At 57.4% G+C, this 17,476-nt stretch carries 12 protein-coding genes, 2 tRNA genes and 3 rRNA genes; 5 read left to right on the top strand and 12 right to left on the bottom strand.

Annotated features, from left to right (window positions below):
* Window positions 1–42: 42 nt before the first annotated feature.
* Window positions 43–1,935: a penicillin-binding protein 2 gene (mrdA, locus tag ELQ88_RS10390; protein WP_128869900.1), complete on the bottom strand. Its 1,893-nt coding sequence runs from the start codon at window positions 1,933–1,935 to the stop codon at window positions 43–45.
* Window positions 1,936–2,195: 260 nt separating this feature from the next.
* Between mrdA and ELQ88_RS10385 the strand changes: the two genes are divergently transcribed.
* Window positions 2,196–3,119 carry a TIGR03571 family LLM class oxidoreductase gene (locus ELQ88_RS10385; RefSeq protein ID WP_138964919.1) on the top strand — a complete coding sequence of 308 codons (924 nt, stop codon included), beginning with the start codon at window positions 2,196–2,198 and terminating at the stop codon, window positions 3,117–3,119.
* Window positions 3,120–3,304: 185 nt separating this feature from the next.
* Here the strand turns inward: ELQ88_RS10385 and rrf are convergent.
* The 5 genes from rrf to ELQ88_RS10360 form a co-directional block, all read right to left on the bottom strand.
* A 5S ribosomal RNA gene (rrf, locus tag ELQ88_RS10380) occupies window positions 3,305–3,420 on the bottom strand.
* A gap of 156 nt (window positions 3,421–3,576) precedes the next feature.
* Window positions 3,577–6,468: ribosomal RNA gene (locus tag ELQ88_RS10375) — 23S ribosomal RNA — on the bottom strand.
* Between the two features lie 239 nt (window positions 6,469–6,707).
* Window positions 6,708–6,783, bottom strand: a tRNA-Ala gene (locus ELQ88_RS10370).
* A gap of 34 nt (window positions 6,784–6,817) precedes the next feature.
* A tRNA-Ile gene (locus ELQ88_RS10365) sits at window positions 6,818–6,894 on the bottom strand.
* A 125-nt stretch (window positions 6,895–7,019) separates the two neighbouring features.
* Window positions 7,020–8,556: ribosomal RNA gene (locus ELQ88_RS10360) — 16S ribosomal RNA — on the bottom strand.
* Together the 16S, 23S and 5S rRNA genes with 2 tRNA genes alongside form the textbook arrangement of a ribosomal RNA operon.
* Before the next feature lie 682 nt (window positions 8,557–9,238).
* Here ELQ88_RS10360 and rhtA point away from each other — a divergent pair.
* On the top strand, window positions 9,239–10,126 hold the full coding sequence (gene rhtA / locus ELQ88_RS10350; RefSeq protein ID WP_128870960.1) for a threonine/homoserine exporter RhtA: 888 nt from the start codon (window positions 9,239–9,241) through the stop codon (window positions 10,124–10,126).
* A gap of 172 nt (window positions 10,127–10,298) precedes the next feature.
* The gene (locus ELQ88_RS10345; RefSeq protein WP_128870961.1) at window positions 10,299–10,580 is read left to right on the top strand and encodes a hypothetical protein; all 282 of its coding nucleotides are present in this window, start codon (window positions 10,299–10,301) and stop codon (window positions 10,578–10,580) included.
* A gap of 9 nt (window positions 10,581–10,589) precedes the next feature.
* Here the strand turns inward: ELQ88_RS10345 and ELQ88_RS10340 are convergent, their stop codons facing one another.
* Window positions 10,590–11,150 (bottom strand): TetR/AcrR family transcriptional regulator, encoded by a 561-nt coding sequence (locus ELQ88_RS10340; RefSeq protein WP_128870962.1) that lies wholly within the window; start codon window positions 11,148–11,150, stop codon window positions 10,590–10,592.
* 92 nt (window positions 11,151–11,242) lie between these two features.
* Between ELQ88_RS10340 and ELQ88_RS10335 the strand changes: the two genes are divergently transcribed.
* Together ELQ88_RS10335 and ELQ88_RS10330 are read left to right on the top strand one after the other, a co-directional pair.
* Window positions 11,243–11,971 (top strand): SDR family oxidoreductase, encoded by a 729-nt coding sequence (locus tag ELQ88_RS10335; RefSeq protein WP_138964916.1) that lies wholly within the window; start codon window positions 11,243–11,245, stop codon window positions 11,969–11,971.
* A gap of 36 nt (window positions 11,972–12,007) precedes the next feature.
* Window positions 12,008–12,613 carry a 2-hydroxychromene-2-carboxylate isomerase gene (locus ELQ88_RS10330; RefSeq protein ID WP_138964914.1) on the top strand — a complete coding sequence of 202 codons (606 nt, stop codon included), beginning with the start codon at window positions 12,008–12,010 and terminating at the stop codon, window positions 12,611–12,613.
* 36 nt (window positions 12,614–12,649) lie between these two features.
* Here the strand turns inward: ELQ88_RS10330 and ELQ88_RS10325 are convergent, their stop codons facing one another.
* The 5 genes from ELQ88_RS10325 to ELQ88_RS10305 all read right to left on the bottom strand — a co-directional run bounded on the left by ELQ88_RS10325 (window position 12,650) and on the right by ELQ88_RS10305 (window position 17,396).
* Window positions 12,650–14,458, bottom strand: a complete 1,809-nt coding sequence (locus tag ELQ88_RS10325) for an aminopeptidase P family protein (RefSeq protein ID WP_138964912.1) — start codon at window positions 14,456–14,458, stop codon at window positions 12,650–12,652.
* 57 nt (window positions 14,459–14,515) lie between these two features.
* The gene (locus ELQ88_RS10320) at window positions 14,516–15,682 is read right to left on the bottom strand and encodes an aminotransferase class V-fold PLP-dependent enzyme (RefSeq protein WP_138964910.1); all 1,167 of its coding nucleotides are present in this window, start codon (window positions 15,680–15,682) and stop codon (window positions 14,516–14,518) included.
* 204 nt (window positions 15,683–15,886) lie between these two features.
* Window positions 15,887–16,501: a LysE family translocator gene (locus ELQ88_RS10315; protein ID WP_128870968.1), complete on the bottom strand. Its 615-nt coding sequence runs from the start codon at window positions 16,499–16,501 to the stop codon at window positions 15,887–15,889.
* Window positions 16,502–16,599: 98 nt separating this feature from the next.
* Window positions 16,600–16,869 (bottom strand): DUF547 domain-containing protein, encoded by a 270-nt coding sequence (locus ELQ88_RS10310; RefSeq protein ID WP_138964908.1) that lies wholly within the window; start codon window positions 16,867–16,869, stop codon window positions 16,600–16,602.
* Between the two features lie 161 nt (window positions 16,870–17,030).
* Window positions 17,031–17,396 (bottom strand): antibiotic biosynthesis monooxygenase, encoded by a 366-nt coding sequence (locus ELQ88_RS10305; protein WP_128870970.1) that lies wholly within the window; start codon window positions 17,394–17,396, stop codon window positions 17,031–17,033.
* Window positions 17,397–17,476: the final 80 nt, after the last annotated feature.

Here is a 17,476-nt window from a genome sequence, read left to right as displayed (position 1 = left end):
CAGCGAAGGCGTCCTCCCGGACACCACAACACTCTCTATCATTCACACGTGCGGATCGCCTGGCTTTTTGCTCGGCGTGGCGTATTGCGGCTTCAGGTGACCGTCCTGATCGAGCAGCCAGGCATCCATGATCTGCCGCACCACCGGACCGGCGACACGCCCGCCGGCCTCGCCGTTTTCGATCATCACCGAGATGACGATCTTCGGATGCTCGGCCGGCGCGAAGCCGACGAACAAGGCGTTATCGCGGTTACGCTCCAGGGTTTTCGCGCGGTTGTAGCGCTCGCCCTGCTTGATCGCCACCACCTGCGCGGTCCCGCTCTTGCCAGCGATGCGGTATTGCGCCCCCGCCGCTGACGCCCGGGCAATCCCGCGCGCGTCGTGCATCACCATCTGCATGCCGTGGTTGACCTGCTCCCAGTCACGGGGGTCCTTGAGCAGGATGTTCGGCATCGGATGCTCATCCACCGGCGCGGTGCCATCCACCGTCATGGCCAGGTGCGGTCGGTTCCAGACCCCCTTGTTGGCGATCAACGCAGTGGCCTGGGCCAGTTGCAGTGGCGTGACCTGCATGTAGCCCTGGCCGATGCCGAGGATCACCGTCTCGCCGGGAAACCACGGCTGGCGGCGCGTGGCGCGCTTCCAGGCCTGGGACGGCATCAGCCCGGCAGACTCTTCGAACATGTCCAGCGAGACCTTCTCGCCGAGGCCGAACATGGCCATGTAGTCGTGCAGGCGGTCGATGCCCAGCTTGTGCGCCAGGTCGTAGAAGTAGGTGTCGTTGGAGCGCATGATCGCCGCGTCCATGTCCACCCAGCCATCGCCGCTGTGATTCCAGTTGCGGTATTTGTGATCGAAGTCCGGCAACTGGTAATAACCCGGGTCGTAGACGCGGGTCTGCGGGGTGACCACGCCGGCGTCGAGGCCGGCAATCGCCACTTCCGGCTTGATGGTCGAGCCGGGGGCATAGAGGCCGCGCAGCACGCGGTTGAACAACGGCCGGTCGATGGAATCGTGCAGCGCCGCGTATTCCTTGAAGCTGATGCCCGTCACGAACAGGTTCGGGTCGAAGCTGGGCTTGCTGACCATGGCCAACACTTCGCCGGTCGACGGGTCGAGCGCGACCACCGAGCCGCGACGATCACCCAACGCCTCCTCGGCGGCTTCCTGCAGTTTTACATCCAGGCTCAGGACGATGTTTTTGCCGGGGATCGGATCGGTGTGCTTGAGCACGCGCAGCACCCGGCCCTGGGCGTTGGTTTCGACTTCTTCGTAACCGACGTGGCCGTGCAATTGCGACTCGTAGAATTTCTCGATGCCGGTCTTGCCGATGGATTGGGTGCCACGGTATTCCACCGAGTCCAGGACCTTGGATTCTTTCTCGTTGATTCGGCCGACGTAGCCGATCGAATGGGCGAAGTGCGCGCCCATCGGGTAGTGGCGAACGAACTGCGGCTCGACGTCGATCCCTGGCAGACGGAACTCGTTCACGGCCAGTACCGCGATCTGTTCTTCATTGAGTTCGTAGAACAACGTGACGGGTACGAACGGATGGCGCGCCTGCTTCATGGCCTTGTCGAACAGCGTGCGGCTTTCGGCGGGCAAATGCAGAAGGTTGACCACCTGATCCAGCTCTTCCTTGATATCGGCGGCGCGTTCGCGAGTGATGGTCAGGTTGAAGCTGGGGCGGTTGTCTGCCAGGACCACGCCGTTACGGTCGTAAATCAACCCTCTGGTGGGGGTGATCGGCAATACGTGCACGCGGTTGTTTTCGGAGATCGTCGAATGGTAGTCGAATTCGAGTACCTGCAGGACGTACAGGCGTACGACCAAGACGCAAGAAATGGCGGCGACGAACATAGCGCAGGCCATCAGTCGTTTGTTGACCAGGCGCGTCTCTTGTTCGTGGTCTTTGATCGGTATCGGTCCGGGCATTTGTGCAGCAGCTCATTGACTTTAAAAAGGGGCCCCGTCCTCAGGCTAGAAATCAGTCCGTTAAAAAACGAGCTGCACCATACCAAAAACCGCGCGGTCACTTTAGTGCGATTTGCTCCAAGGGCGGTCCTTGAGGTGCCATTTGCGGTTCACTCGTGCCTTTCACTCAAGACTGATATTCCGATTCATGCATTTTTCTTGCTGTAGCGCCTGTAGATACTGGGTGCATGTCATTCCCTTTGTGCTATCTGGAGTCTTTCATGCACCCACGTTTTAAACGATTACTCGGCTCGAATGGATTTTCCATCGGACTGGAGTTGCCGCTGGACAATGATTGGTCCAGCGATGGGCAGCGACTGCGGATCGCCGAGGACAGGCCGTTTGGCGTTCCCGATCTGAAGCAGCACGCAGCCATGGCACGCCTGGCTGACCAGTCGGGTTTCCGCGCCCTGTGGGTACGTGACGTGCCGGTTTACGACCCCCACTTCGGCGATGCCGCACAGGTATTCGAAACCTTTTCCTACCTGGGCTACCTGGCGGGAATCACCGATAACATCATGCTGGGCACGGCGGCGGTGGTGCTGCCACTGCGTCAGCCCTGGCTCACGCTCAAGTCCGCCAACAGCGTCGATGAATTGAGTGACGGGCGCTTGCTGCTGGGAGTGGCCAGCGGTGACCGGCCGATGGAATATCCGTTGTTCGGGGTGGACTATGAACAGCGGGGGGAGATCTTTCGCGAGACGGTCGAGTTGTTGCGCAGTCAAGGCGAAGGCCGATTGCCTGAAGGTGCCCGGTTGTTTCCCGAACGGGACCAGCCGGTGCCGTTGCTGGTAGCCGGTCTCGGTCAACAATCCCCGGCCTGGATTGGCCAACACATGGATGGTTGGCTTGCTTACCCTGGCACGCCGGACGAACATCGTCGTCGAGTAGGGCTGTGGCGGGAAGTCGGCGCTGACAAGCCCTACATCAGCTTCGTGCACATGGATCTGGCGGCCACCCCCCATGCCCCGATGCGCCGTGTGCGTTTCGGTGGCTGCTGTGGGCGGCTGGCCCTGATTGATGAGCTTCAGGCTTTGCGTGAGGCGGGGGTGCAGCATGTTGGCTTGCATGTGCGTCGCAGCGAACGACCGGTGGCCGAAGTTATCGAGGAGATCGCCGAGTACGTGCTGCCGAAGTTTCACTGATGCGAAGGCGACGTGCGTAGGAGCGAGCTTGCTCGCGAAAAACTTCAGGACACCGCGGGGTGTCAGGAGGCCAGCGTCATCGTTGGCGACCTTCGCGAGCAAGCTCGCTCCTACAGGATTTCGCTTTATTCCAGGCAAAAACAAAACCCCTACCTGCATGCGCAGATAGGGGTTTCGGAATTTAATCTTGACGATGACCTACTCTCACATGGGGAAACCCCACACTACCATCGGCGATGCATCGTTTCACTGCTGAGTTCGGGATGGGATCAGGTGGTTCCAATGCTCTATGGTCGTCAAGAAATTCGGGTACTGAGTCGTAGCCAGTCGGCTTCGCTTCAGCAAATCGGGTATGTGATAGCTTTCGGTGTTTAGTGAGATTCGAACTTTCGGTTCATTTCGTCTTCACACACCGCAATCTGGCCTCTTTCGAGTTCACAAATTGCTTGGGTGTTATATGGTCAAGCCTCACGGGCAATTAGTATTGGTTAGCTCAACGCCTCACAGCGCTTACACACCCAACCTATCAACGTCGTAGTCTTCGACGGCCCTTCAGGGGACTCAAGGTCCCAGTGAGATCTCATCTTGAGGCTAGTTTCCCGCTTAGATGCTTTCAGCGGTTATCTATTCCGAACATAGCTACCCGGCAATGCCACTGGCGTGACAACCGGAACACCAGAGGTTCGTCCACTCCGGTCCTCTCGTACTAGGAGCAGCCCCTCTCAAATCTCAAACGTCCACGGCAGATAGGGACCGAACTGTCTCACGACGTTCTAAACCCAGCTCGCGTACCACTTTAAATGGCGAACAGCCATACCCTTGGGACCGGCTTCAGCCCCAGGATGTGATGAGCCGACATCGAGGTGCCAAACACCGCCGTCGATATGAACTCTTGGGCGGTATCAGCCTGTTATCCCCGGAGTACCTTTTATCCGTTGAGCGATGGCCCTTCCATACAGAACCACCGGATCACTAAGACCTACTTTCGTACCTGCTCGACGTGTCTGTCTCGCAGTCAAGCGCGCTTTTGCCTTTATACTCTACGACCGATTTCCGACCGGTCTGAGCGCACCTTCGTACTCCTCCGTTACTCTTTAGGAGGAGACCGCCCCAGTCAAACTACCCACCATACACTGTCCTCGATCCGGATAACGGACCTGAGTTAGAACCTCAAAGTTGCCAGGGTGGTATTTCAAGGTTGGCTCCACGCGAACTGGCGTCCACGCTTCAAAGCCTCCCACCTATCCTACACAAGCAAATTCAAAGTCCAGTGCAAAGCTATAGTAAAGGTTCACGGGGTCTTTCCGTCTAGCCGCGGATACACTGCATCTTCACAGCGATTTCAATTTCACTGAGTCTCGGGTGGAGACAGCGCCGCCATCGTTACGCCATTCGTGCAGGTCGGAACTTACCCGACAAGGAATTTCGCTACCTTAGGACCGTTATAGTTACGGCCGCCGTTTACCGGGGCTTCGATCAAGAGCTTCGCGTTAGCTAACCCCATCAATTAACCTTCCGGCACCGGGCAGGCGTCACACCCTATACGTCCACTTTCGTGTTTGCAGAGTGCTGTGTTTTTAATAAACAGTCGCAGCGGCCTGGTATCTTCGACCGGCATGGGCTTACGCAGTAAATGCTTCACCCTCACCGGCGCACCTTCTCCCGAAGTTACGGTGCCATTTTGCCTAGTTCCTTCACCCGAGTTCTCTCAAGCGCCTTGGTATTCTCTACCCAACCACCTGTGTCGGTTTGGGGTACGGTTCCTGGTTACCTGAAGCTTAGAAGCTTTTCTTGGAAGCATGGCATCAACCACTTCGTGTTCTAAAAGAACACTCGTCATCAGCTCTCGGCCTTAGAATCCCGGATTTACCTAAGATTCCAGCCTACCACCTTAAACTTGGACAACCAACGCCAAGCTGGCCTAGCCTTCTCCGTCCCTCCATCGCAATAACCAGAAGTACAGGAATATTAACCTGTTTTCCATCGACTACGCTTTTCAGCCTCGCCTTAGGGACCGACTAACCCTGCGTCGATTAACGTTGCGCAGGAAACCTTGGTCTTTCGGCGTGGGTGTTTTTCACACCCATTGTCGTTACTCATGTCAGCATTCGCACTTCTGATACCTCCAGCAAGCTTCTCAACTCACCTTCACAGGCTTACAGAACGCTCCTCTACCGCATCACCTAAGTGATACCCGTAGCTTCGGTGTATGGTTTGAGCCCCGTTACATCTTCCGCGCAGGCCGACTCGACTAGTGAGCTATTACGCTTTCTTTAAAGGGTGGCTGCTTCTAAGCCAACCTCCTAGCTGTCTAAGCCTTCCCACATCGTTTCCCACTTAACCATAACTTTGGGACCTTAGCTGACGGTCTGGGTTGTTTCCCTTTTCACGACGGACGTTAGCACCCGCCGTGTGTCTCCCATGCTCGGCACTTGTAGGTATTCGGAGTTTGCATCGGTTTGGTAAGTCGGGATGACCCCCTAGCCGAAACAGTGCTCTACCCCCTACAGTGATACATGAGGCGCTACCTAAATAGCTTTCGAGGAGAACCAGCTATCTCCGAGCTTGATTAGCCTTTCACTCCGATCCACAGGTCATCCGCTAACTTTTCAACGGTAGTCGGTTCGGTCCTCCAGTTAGTGTTACCCAACCTTCAACCTGCCCATGGATAGATCGCCCGGTTTCGGGTCTATTCCCAGCGACTAGACGCCCTATTAAGACTCGCTTTCGCTACGCCTCCCCTATTCGGTTAAGCTCGCCACTGAAAATAAGTCGCTGACCCATTATACAAAAGGTACGCAGTCACCCAACAAAGTGGGCTCCCACTGCTTGTACGCATACGGTTTCAGGATCTATTTCACTCCCCTCTCCGGGGTTCTTTTCGCCTTTCCCTCACGGTACTAGTTCACTATCGGTCAGTCAGTAGTATTTAGCCTTGGAGGATGGTCCCCCCATATTCAGACAAAGTTTCTCGTGCTCCGTCCTACTCGATTTCATGACTAAGAGATTTTCGCGTACAGGGCTATCACCCACTATGGCCGCACTTTCCAGAGCGTTCCGCTAATCTCAAAGCCACTTAAGGGCTAGTCCCCGTTCGCTCGCCACTACTAAGGGAATCTCGGTTGATTTCTTTTCCTCAGGGTACTTAGATGTTTCAGTTCCCCTGGTTCGCTTCTTAAGCCTATGTATTCAGCTTAAGATACCTAACTTATGTTAGGTGGGTTCCCCCATTCAGACATCTCCGGATCAAAGTCTGTTTGCCGACTCCCCGAAGCTTTTCGCAGGCTACCACGTCTTTCATCGCCTCTGACTGCCAAGGCATCCACCGTATGCGCTTCTTCACTTGACCATATAACCCCAAGCAATCTGGTTATACTGTGAAGACGACATTCGCCGAAAATTCGATAATACTCAATTAAGAGCAACTCACAAATTTTACCTTAGCCTGATCCAACACCAGTGAAAGTGTTGTTCAGTCTATCTTTCTATCACATACCCAAATTTTTAAAGAACGATCTAATCAAAGACTAGAAATCAATATTCACAACGGAATACTCATTTCTAAACTCTAACGTCAGAAGCAGTAAATGGTGGAGCCAAACGGGATCGAACCGTTGACCTCCTGCGTGCAAGGCAGGCGCTCTCCCAGCTGAGCTATGGCCCCGTATTTCTACAGGCGTTTCCCACACAAGCAAAATTGGTGGGTCTGGGCAGATTCGAACTGCCGACCTCACCCTTATCAGGGGTGCGCTCTAACCAACTGAGCTACAGACCCAATTTTGATGCTTAGCGCAATCAAACTTGAAGCGTGTAGCTTAAAGCTTGAAGCTGCTTCTATCGTCTTCTTCAATGAATCAAGCAATTCGTGTGGGAGCTTATGGAGCAGCTGATGTCGTCGATTAAGGAGGTGATCCAGCCGCAGGTTCCCCTACGGCTACCTTGTTACGACTTCACCCCAGTCATGAATCACACCGTGGTAACCGTCCTCCCGAAGGTTAGACTAGCTACTTCTGGTGCAACCCACTCCCATGGTGTGACGGGCGGTGTGTACAAGGCCCGGGAACGTATTCACCGCGACATTCTGATTCGCGATTACTAGCGATTCCGACTTCACGCAGTCGAGTTGCAGACTGCGATCCGGACTACGATCGGTTTTCTGGGATTAGCTCCACCTCGCGGCTTGGCAACCCTCTGTACCGACCATTGTAGCACGTGTGTAGCCCAGGCCGTAAGGGCCATGATGACTTGACGTCATCCCCACCTTCCTCCGGTTTGTCACCGGCAGTCTCCTTAGAGTGCCCACCATTACGTGCTGGTAACTAAGGACAAGGGTTGCGCTCGTTACGGGACTTAACCCAACATCTCACGACACGAGCTGACGACAGCCATGCAGCACCTGTCTCAATGTTCCCGAAGGCACCAATCCATCTCTGGAAAGTTCATTGGATGTCAAGGCCTGGTAAGGTTCTTCGCGTTGCTTCGAATTAAACCACATGCTCCACCGCTTGTGCGGGCCCCCGTCAATTCATTTGAGTTTTAACCTTGCGGCCGTACTCCCCAGGCGGTCAACTTAATGCGTTAGCTGCGCCACTAAGAGCTCAAGGCTCCCAACGGCTAGTTGACATCGTTTACGGCGTGGACTACCAGGGTATCTAATCCTGTTTGCTCCCCACGCTTTCGCACCTCAGTGTCAGTATCAGTCCAGGTGGTCGCCTTCGCCACTGGTGTTCCTTCCTATATCTACGCATTTCACCGCTACACAGGAAATTCCACCACCCTCTACCATACTCTAGCTTGTCAGTTTTGAATGCAGTTCCCAGGTTGAGCCCGGGGATTTCACATCCAACTTAACAAACCACCTACGCGCGCTTTACGCCCAGTAATTCCGATTAACGCTTGCACCCTCTGTATTACCGCGGCTGCTGGCACAGAGTTAGCCGGTGCTTATTCTGTCGGTAACGTCAAGACACCAACGTATTAGGTTAATGCCCTTCCTCCCAACTTAAAGTGCTTTACAATCCGAAGACCTTCTTCACACACGCGGCATGGCTGGATCAGGCTTTCGCCCATTGTCCAATATTCCCCACTGCTGCCTCCCGTAGGAGTCTGGACCGTGTCTCAGTTCCAGTGTGACTGATCATCCTCTCAGACCAGTTACGGATCGTCGCCTTGGTGAGCCATTACCTCACCAACTAGCTAATCCGACCTAGGCTCATCTGATAGCGCAAGGCCCGAAGGTCCCCTGCTTTCTCCCGTAGGACGTATGCGGTATTAGCGTCCGTTTCCGAGCGTTATCCCCCACTACCAGGCAGATTCCTAGGCATTACTCACCCGTCCGCCGCTCTCAAGAGAAGCAAGCTTCTCTCTACCGCTCGACTTGCATGTGTTAGGCCTGCCGCCAGCGTTCAATCTGAGCCATGATCAAACTCTTCAGTTCAAACATCTTTGGGTTTTTAAGAAACCCTAAACTTGGCTCAGCAATCGTTGGTTACATCTTTGATTTCTCGCGGAGTAACTTGTGATGCTGATAATCTTGTTGACTATCAGTCTGACTCCACAAGCACCCACACGAATTGCTTGATTCAGTTGTTAAAGAGCGGTTGGTTAAGATCTTTCGTCTCAACCGAGGCGCGCATTCTACGCTTTCCTCTGCTGCTGTCAAGCGGTTATTTTCAGAAGTTTTCAAAGTTTCGCTTGGAAATCCTCAACAACTTCAACCACTTGGCGCTTCCGATCTCTCGTCAGCGGGAGGCGAATTCTACAGCGTTACTCGCTGCTGTCAACACCTCTTTTACTCCGCTTTCGACCGAGAAGATCGAACCGTTGATAAGGCGACAACACACTGCCTGATCAACTCCTTCTGGGCTTCGATGAACTGAAGCAACTCACTGTCGAAAACTGCGTAACTCTTTGTTTACCAAGGAGTTTTCCGTTTCGACTGCGCCGGAAGTGGGGCGAATTATAGGCTTACAGAATCTGCCGTCAAGCCCTGATTACGCTTTTCTATCAAGATCTGCAAAAACACCGCTTATATATAGACGCGCCGGCAATGAATGCGCAGTATATTGCCCAACAATCAGCACTACACTCTCGTTTCCTACTTCGGACGATGCCACACCATGAATGACCAGCCCCGCAGCCTTGCCTCGACCCTGTACTCGGTGGGCCTGCTATTAATAGCCATGGCATCGATCCAGTCTGGAGCCTCCCTGGCCAAAAGCATGTTTCCCGTTGTGGGCGCTCAAGGGACCACTGCCCTGCGCCTGGTTTTTGCCAGCGTGATCATGCTGCTGATACTGCGCCCATGGCGGGCAACGCTCACGGCGAAATCCCTGCGCACAGTGATTGTCTACGGGATGGCGCTGGGCGGCATGAACCTCCTCTTCTATATGTCCTTGCGTACCGTGCCCCTGGGCATCGCAGTGGCACTGGAGTTCACCGGCCCCCTGGCGGTTGCCATCTATGCCTCGCGACGGGCCATCGATTTCGTGTGGATCGCCCTGGCTGCCGTCGGCCTGATGCTGTTGATACCGACTGGCGCCGCCTCCGCCAGTATCGACCTGGCAGGTGCCGGATATGCCTTGGGGGCGGGTGTCTGCTGGGCGGTGTATATCCTGTTCGGGCAAAAAGCCGGTAACGACAATGGCGTGCAGACCGCAGCACTGGGGGTGATGATTGCCGCATTGTTCGTCGCCCCGATCGGCATCGTCCACGCGGGCGCCGCCCTGCTGACTCCGTCGCTGATCCCCATCGCCATTGGTGTCGCCCTGCTGTCCACCGCAGTGCCCTACACATTGGAGATGGTCGCCCTCACCCGCATGCCGGCCCGGACCTTTGGCACGCTGATGAGCATTGAACCTGCGTTCGGCGCATTGTCCGGCCTGTTGTTCCTCCAGGAATACCTCTCGCTGTCACAATGGATGGCTATCCTGTGCATCATTCTGGCGTCCGTCGGTGCGACCATGACCATGGGCAACGCCGCCAAGCCCGCCATCGTGGCGGATTGACATCAGTTTTTTTAAGAGGGTCTGGTATTTATCGCGCAATTAGGCCATGTTTAGACCCGCAACGCGGTGCCAGACATGGATATTCATAGATAGGGACATCGGAGACGCTTCCAGCGAAAGCGAATACGGCAAGACCCGGGCATCAAGATCCGGGGACGCTATAAGGACAGTAATGAAACGAATTTTGATACTGATCGCCGTACTGGCGGTTGCGGGCTGCGCGGCGACGTCGAAACCCACGATCAAACATGGCAAGAAAGGGCTGCATATAAACTGTTCCGGACTGTCGTCCTCCTGGGACAAGTGCTACACCAGCGCTGCCAACTCATGTGCGCCCAAGGGTTACAAGGTTATCGCCAAGTCGGGGGACTCGGTGGAAGAACCTGGCGACTATCCATTTGGTCTCAATCCTGCCGGCTACACCAGCCGCAGCATGATCGTCATCTGCAAATAGGCCGCCTGGTCAGGTTCGCGGGCCTGCGATCTGGCGGCAGATCTCTTCATGACTGGACTTCAGCACCTTGCGCTGCAGGTCTGGAGTGGCCAACATCCGCGCCACGACCAACGCACCGATGCATTGCGCCAGTATCGCCCAGGCCAGGCTGTCACTCTCCAGGACCTGCGCCCAACTCTCCTGCAGCCGACAAATCCAATGCTCCGCCTGCTGGCGAATCATGATGTCCGAACGGGCAATCTCCGCGCCCAGGGCCGGCAACGCACAGCCGGATCCCGGATGCTCGACATGGGCCATGGTCAGGTAAAGCTTGAGGCAACGCTCAAGCTTGGCCAGGTCCTGATCAGCCCCCAGCCGAGCCAGACTTTGGCTCAACTCGCGCTCGACGATTGACGCGAACAGTTCATCCTTGGACGAAAAGTGGCTGTAAAAAGCCCCGCCACTCAAGCCGATCGCTTTCATCAAGCCGTCGACTCCTACCGTTGCAAAACCGGATTGCTTGGCCGACTCCGCACTGCTTTGCAGCAGCTTCTCCTTGGTTTCCTGCTTGTGACTGACCGAGTAACGCATTGCCTGCCCTCAGAGTTGATCGCCTTGACGCCTGCCGAATCGTAGCATAACGTTCGTTTAGTTAACGATCGTTTACCAAAAGGGATCTGCCCATGAACAATAAGAAGGTCGTACTGGTGGTCGGCGCAGGGGATGCCACCGGCGGCGCCATCGCCAAGCGTTTTGCCCGGGAAGGTTTTGTGGCCTGCGTTACTCGGCGCAGCGCGGACAAACTCCAGCCACTGGTGGAGGCCATCCAGGCCAGCGGCGCACAAGCCCACGGATTCGCCTGCGATGCGCGCAAGGAAGAAGAGGTGATTGCGCTGGTCGAACAGATCGAATCCGAGATCGGGCCTATCGAAGCGTTCGTCTTCAACATCGGCGCCAATGTGCCGTGCAGCATTCTCGAAGAAACCGCCCGCAAGTATTTCAAAATCTGGGAAATGGCCTGCTTCTCAGGATTTCTCAATGGCCGTGAAGTGGCCAAGCGCATGGCCAAGCGTCAACGCGGCACCATCCTGTTCACCGGCGCCACCGCCGGCTTGCGCGGTGCGGCGGGGTTTGCGGCCTTTGCCGGCGCCAAACACGGGATTCGCGCGCTGGCCCAAAGCATGGCCCGGGAGCTGGGCCCGATGAATATTCACGTAGCCCATGTCGTCGTCGACGGCGCCATCGATACGGACTTCATCCGTGACAGCTTTCCGGAGAAGTACGCGACCAAGGCGCAGGATGGCATCCTCAACCCCGAGCACATCGCCGAGAACTATTGGTACCTGCACAGCCAGCCCCGGGACGCCTGGACCTTCGAACTGGACCTGCGTCCGTGGAATGAACGTTGGTAAGCCCTCCCCTATAACAATAAGCAGAGCGCATCGACCATGAGCAAAACCCTGGAGTTCTTTTTCGACCTCGGCAGCCCCGCGACCTACCTGGCTTATACCCAACTGCCAAAGATCTGCGCGCAGACCGACAGTCGCCTGATCTACATTCCGATCCTGCTGGGTGGCGTGTTCAAAGCCACCGGCAACGCCTCCCCGGCGACCATCCCGGCCAAGGGCCGCTACATGTTTCAAGACCTGGACCGCTATGCCCGGCGCTACGGTGTGCCACTGAAGTTCAACCCGCACTTTCCCATCAATACCCTGATGCTCATGCGCGCCGTCACGGGCATGCAGTTGCGCCATCCGGAACGCTTTCAGGCGTTCATCGACTGCCTGTTCCACGCCCTCTGGGTCGAAGGCCGCAGCCTCGATGACCTGGCGACGGTCGCGTCGGTGCTGACACAGCACGGCTTCGATCCGGAGGAAGTGCTGGCCCTGACCGGCGATGAGCACGTCAAAGCCGCACTCAAGGCCAACACCGAGAAAGCGGTGCAACGGGGTGTATTCGGCGCACCAAGCATGTTTGTCGGTGACGAGTTGTTCTTTGGCCAGGATCGGCTGGAGTTCGTGCTTGAAGCCTTGAATCGGATCTCGACGAAATGAGCCAGGCGCTGGCGACAGCGCCTGAACTCATGCCGATCAGATAGCCGCGGTTCGGGAGTTCAACCACGCCAGGGCTGCGCCGTCGAGCAGCGGGCTCAGGCGTTCGCGCACCTCGGCGTGGTAAGCGTTGAACCACTGTTTTTCATCTTCGGTCAGCAGCGACGGCTCCAGGCAGCGAGTGTCGATCGGGCACAGGGTCAGGGTTTCGAATTTGAGGAATTCACCGAATTCGCTCTTGCCCGCCTCGCGGTTCAATACCAGGTTCTCGATCCGTACGCCCCAGCGGCCCGGACGGTAAGTGCCCGGCTCGATGGACGTGATCATGCCTGGCTGCATGGCCGTTTGCGGCGCGGCTGCCGCTTGATAGGCGATGACCTGCGGTCCTTCGTGCACGTTGAGAAAGTAGCCGACGCCATGACCGGTGCCGTGACCGTAGTCGACGCTGTCGGCCCAGATCGGCGCGCGAGCGATGGCATCCAGCAAGGGCGACAGGATGCCTTTCGGGAATTGGGCCCGGGACAAGGCAATCACGCCTTTGAGTACCCGCGTGCAATCGCGTTTCTGCTCATCCGTCGGCGTGCCGACCGGGACCATCCGCGTGATGTCGGTGGTGCCGCCCAGGTATTGGCCGCCGGAGTCGATCAGCAACAGGCCGTCGCCCTCGATCACCGCGTGCTCTTCTTCGGTGGCGTGGTAATGCGGCATCGCGCCATTGGCGTTGAACGCGGCAATGGTGTTGAAGCTCAGGGACACATAACCCGGGCGTCGGGTACGCGCGGCCGTCAGGTGTTCGTCGATGGTCAGTTCGGTGATGCGCTCACGGCCCCATGCCGACTCCAGCCAGGCGAAGAATTCGCACAATGCCGCGCCGTCCTGCTCCATGGCCTGACGAATGTGCCCGGCATCGGCCAGGCTTTTCTGCGACTTGGCCAATGTCGTCGGGTTCAGGCCCTCGACCAGCTTCACGCCGCTGTTCAGGTTTTCCAGCAGACCCGCCGTCACCCGCGCCGGATCAACTTGCAGGCTGGCGCCGCTCGGCACGGCACGCAAGGCGTCGGCCACTTCGCTGTAATCGCGCAGGGTCACGCCGTCCTGTTCGAGGACTGCGCGCAATTCGCTATCGACCTTGCTCAGGGCAATGAACAAGGTGGCCTGCTGCTGGCTGATCAAGGCGAAGGAGACGAACACCGGGTTGAACGACACGTCGCCGCCGCGCAGGTTGAACAGCCAGGCGATGTCATCGAGGGTGGCGATGAAATGCCAGTCGGCACCGCGCGCCTTCAATACTTCGCGCAGCTTGGCGAGCTTCTCGCCGCGGCTGACAGTCGCCTGCGGCGGCAAGTGTTGATAGATCGGCTCGTTCGGCAGGCTCGGGCGGTCGCTCCAGACTTCGCTCAACAGGTCGATGTCGGTCCGCAGGCGTGCGCCGCGCTCTTCGAGCTTGCCGCCCAGGGTACGCGCCGAAGCCACGGCCATCACGGCACCATCCACCGCGACGACGCCGCCTTCAGGGGTTTGCTCGGCCAGCCAGTCCAATGGGCCGGGTTGCCCCGGTTGCAGCTTGACCAGTTCGATCCCGCTGCCCTGGAGTTCCTTGCCCGCTTGCTCCCAGTAACGGCTGTCAGCCCAGACGCCGGCAAAGTCCCGGGTCACGATCAGCGTGCCGACCGAGCCATGAAAACCCGACAGCCATTGCCGCCCTTGCCAATAGCCCGGCAGGTATTCCGACAGGTGCGGGTCGGCCGACGGCACCAGCAGAGCGTGAATGCCCTCCCGGCTCATCAGCTCGCGGGTGTGCGCCAGGCGCTCGGGCACCGATCCATTGATCGAAGGCTGCGTACTCATCGTGTCTCCTGCTAACCACTGCATCATTATTGTTGAGTGCCGATCGAAGCCGGCGCTTTATGGCCCTGTCGCCCAGAATGCCGGAGCACTGGTGCAGGCCGATTTGATCAGGTGTACCGCTTGATCGACATCCTGCTCGGTGGTGAAACGTCCCAGGCTCAAGCGAATGGTACGGCTCGCCGAGCGGGCGTCGTGTCCCAGGGCCAGCAGCACATGGGAGGGCGCGTTGCTGGCGGAGTTACAGGCCGAGGTCGCGGAAAAGGCGATCGAGGAGCTCAACGCCGCAGCGCTGAACTCGCCTTCGTTGAAGGTCAGGCTCAGGGTATGGGGAATGCGCCGGGTCGGGCTGCCATTGAGGCGAACGCCAGGAATGCCCAGCAGCGGCTCGAGCAGGCGTTCATGCAGATGCTCGATCACGGCTTTCTCATCCTCGAACAATTGCCCCGCCAACTCGAAGGCTGCGCCCATGGCCGCGATCTGGTGAGTCGCCAGCGTTCCGGAACGCAAGCCACCTTCGTGACCGCCGCCGTGGATCTGCGCCTGCAAGCGCGGCTGCGCGCGCGGGCCGACGTACAATGCGCCGATGCCCTTGGGGCCATAAATCTTGTGGGCGGAAAACGACATCAGGTCCACCGGCCATTCGGCCAGGTCGATTGCCACCTTGCCCGCGCCCTGAGCCGCGTCGACATGGAACAACGCATCGCGATCGCGCACTACGCGGCCAATGGCCGGTATGTCAGTGACGGTGCCCAGTTCATTGTTGACCAGCATCAGCGAGACCAGGAAGGTGTCCTCGCGCATCGCTTCGCTGACGGCTTGCGGGGTAATCAGGCCTTCGGCGTCAGGCACCAGATACGTCACGGCAACACCGGCGTCCTGCAATTGTTTCGCCGTATCGAGGATCGCCTTGTGTTCGATCTGGCTGGTAATGATGTGGCCACCGCCAACGCCGCGCGCCTGGGCCACGCCCTTGAGGGCAAGATTGTTCGATTCGGTGGCGCCGGAAGTCCAGACGATCTGCGCCGCTTGGGCACCGACCAGCTCCGCCACCTGATGCCGTGCCTGCTCGACCGATTGCCGGGCCTGCTGGCCGAACGCATGGGAGCTGGAGGCCGGGTTGCCGAAATTGCCGTTGAAACCCAGACATTCGATCATGACCTGGATGACCCGCTCATCCACCGGCGTGGTGGCGGCGTAGTCGAAATACAGTGGACGTTTATTCATAGAAGACTCGCAGAGCGTGTTCCGGGATCAGGAAGCTCGTTACCGAAGGGTCAAGGCGCAGCCTCGTGAGCTGCGCCGATCGTCCGGAACCTTAGAAATACCTGATCGGAGGCCGTTAAAGAAGAACAACTTCATTTAAAAGTGCGTTGGAACGCTCCTGAAGTCGAGCTTAACAGGCATCGGGCAACCGGTTGAAGCGATGCGTCAGTGAAAGCTTTCGAGCAATATCGGATACAGCGAAGCCACCAGCAGCGCGGCCATGCCCCAATTGAACAGGCGCAACCAGCGGCGATCCTTCAGCACGTTGCGCAATAGCGTGCCGCAAGCGGCCCAGACACCGACGCTCGGCAAGTTGATCAGGGCAAAGACCGCGGCAATCACGATCACATTGGTGAAATAACCCTGCAGGGGTGTGTAAGTGCTGATGGCACCGATCGCCATGATCCAGGCCTTGGGGTTGACCCATTGAAACGCCGCCGCACCCAGGTAGCTGATCGGCTTGGCGTCGCTCTGCCCGGCGTCCGAGACGGGTCCGGAATGCGCGATTTTCCACGCCAGGTACAGCAAATACGCTGCCCCGATGTAGCGCAACACGGTGTAGAGCAATGGATAGGTTTGAAACACCGCGCCCAGGCCGAACCCCACGGCCACGACCAATACGAAGAAACCGCAGGTAATGCCAAGCATATGGGGGATGGTCCGGTTAAAGCCGAAGTTCACGCCCGATGCCAGCAACATGGTGTTGTTCGGGCCTGGGGTGATCGATGTAACCAAGGCAAACAGGGCGAAACCCAGCAGCAGATCGAGCGAGAGCGTCATCGGTGGCAGTCCGTCAGGGTCAGTCAGGTATTGACCCTATCGCACCCCTTGCGCGAAACCCACGGACAGTTGGGTGAAACTTCGAGCAGTACAGTCGCTCAACTTGGTCGACCGTGAAGTTGTACTGTACGCTCTGCGCTCATTACGCCTTGTTTGTCGAAGCTGAACGACTTCTGCGGCTCACCGAGCAGTTCGGCTTTTTTTGCGTGGTATTCATCGAAGGACAAGCCTCGACGATTCAATGCTTCCAGCGCCAGTTCCTTGCTTTCTTCAGCGGTGTAGGGCCGCAGTTCCGGGGAACCGTGACTGGCACATCCGGCGAGAACGGTGGCGGCGAGCAGCAGAAAAGTGGCGAGTAGGTGTTTCATGGTCTGGCGTCCTGACAACTGGGTTCGGGCAATGAACCCAGGCTACTCGCGCCGCTGGATGGACAGAAATCAACGCTCTCGATAGTGGGTATTGAATTTGGCTAACGCAGCTGTACGAGTCCGTCGACATATCCGTCGACATTCGGAAATTTGCGCTCGATCTAACCCACCAGATTGCAGTGCAGCGCATTGTCGTGGCTGCGCTCCAGGCTGTGCAGAACCTGGAACGAGCCGAACGTCACGGCTTTTGCCTGATGGGCACGTATCAGCTGCCAGAAATCCTGTTCGCCGCTTTCAAACCCCTGAAACGCGGCTTCCCCGGCCTCGCGGGATTGCCATTGCAGATAATTGAGCACCCGCCGACCGTCGTCGCTGGCCTGGATACTGGCGCTCAGAAACCCTGAGTAACACTGGGCCAGGCGCTCGGTTTGGGCCGACAGCGCCGAGACCAGTGCCGGTTGCTGATGGGGTTCGATCTCGAATTCGATCAGTTGGGTAAAGCTGCGATTTTTCTCTGGCGCCTGCATGAATAGTCCCCACTCACCTGTAAGACGGATCTTGCGATCCGAAGGCCTGCAGGGTAAAACCTCTAGTTAACTAGAGGTCA

The sequence above is a fragment of the Pseudomonas sp. MPC6 genome, assembly GCF_006094435.1.
Taxonomy (GTDB): Bacteria; Pseudomonadota; Gammaproteobacteria; order Pseudomonadales; family Pseudomonadaceae; genus Aquipseudomonas.
The sequence above is the reverse complement of the archived record's forward strand: the minus strand, read 5'-3'. Positions and strand labels throughout refer to the sequence as shown.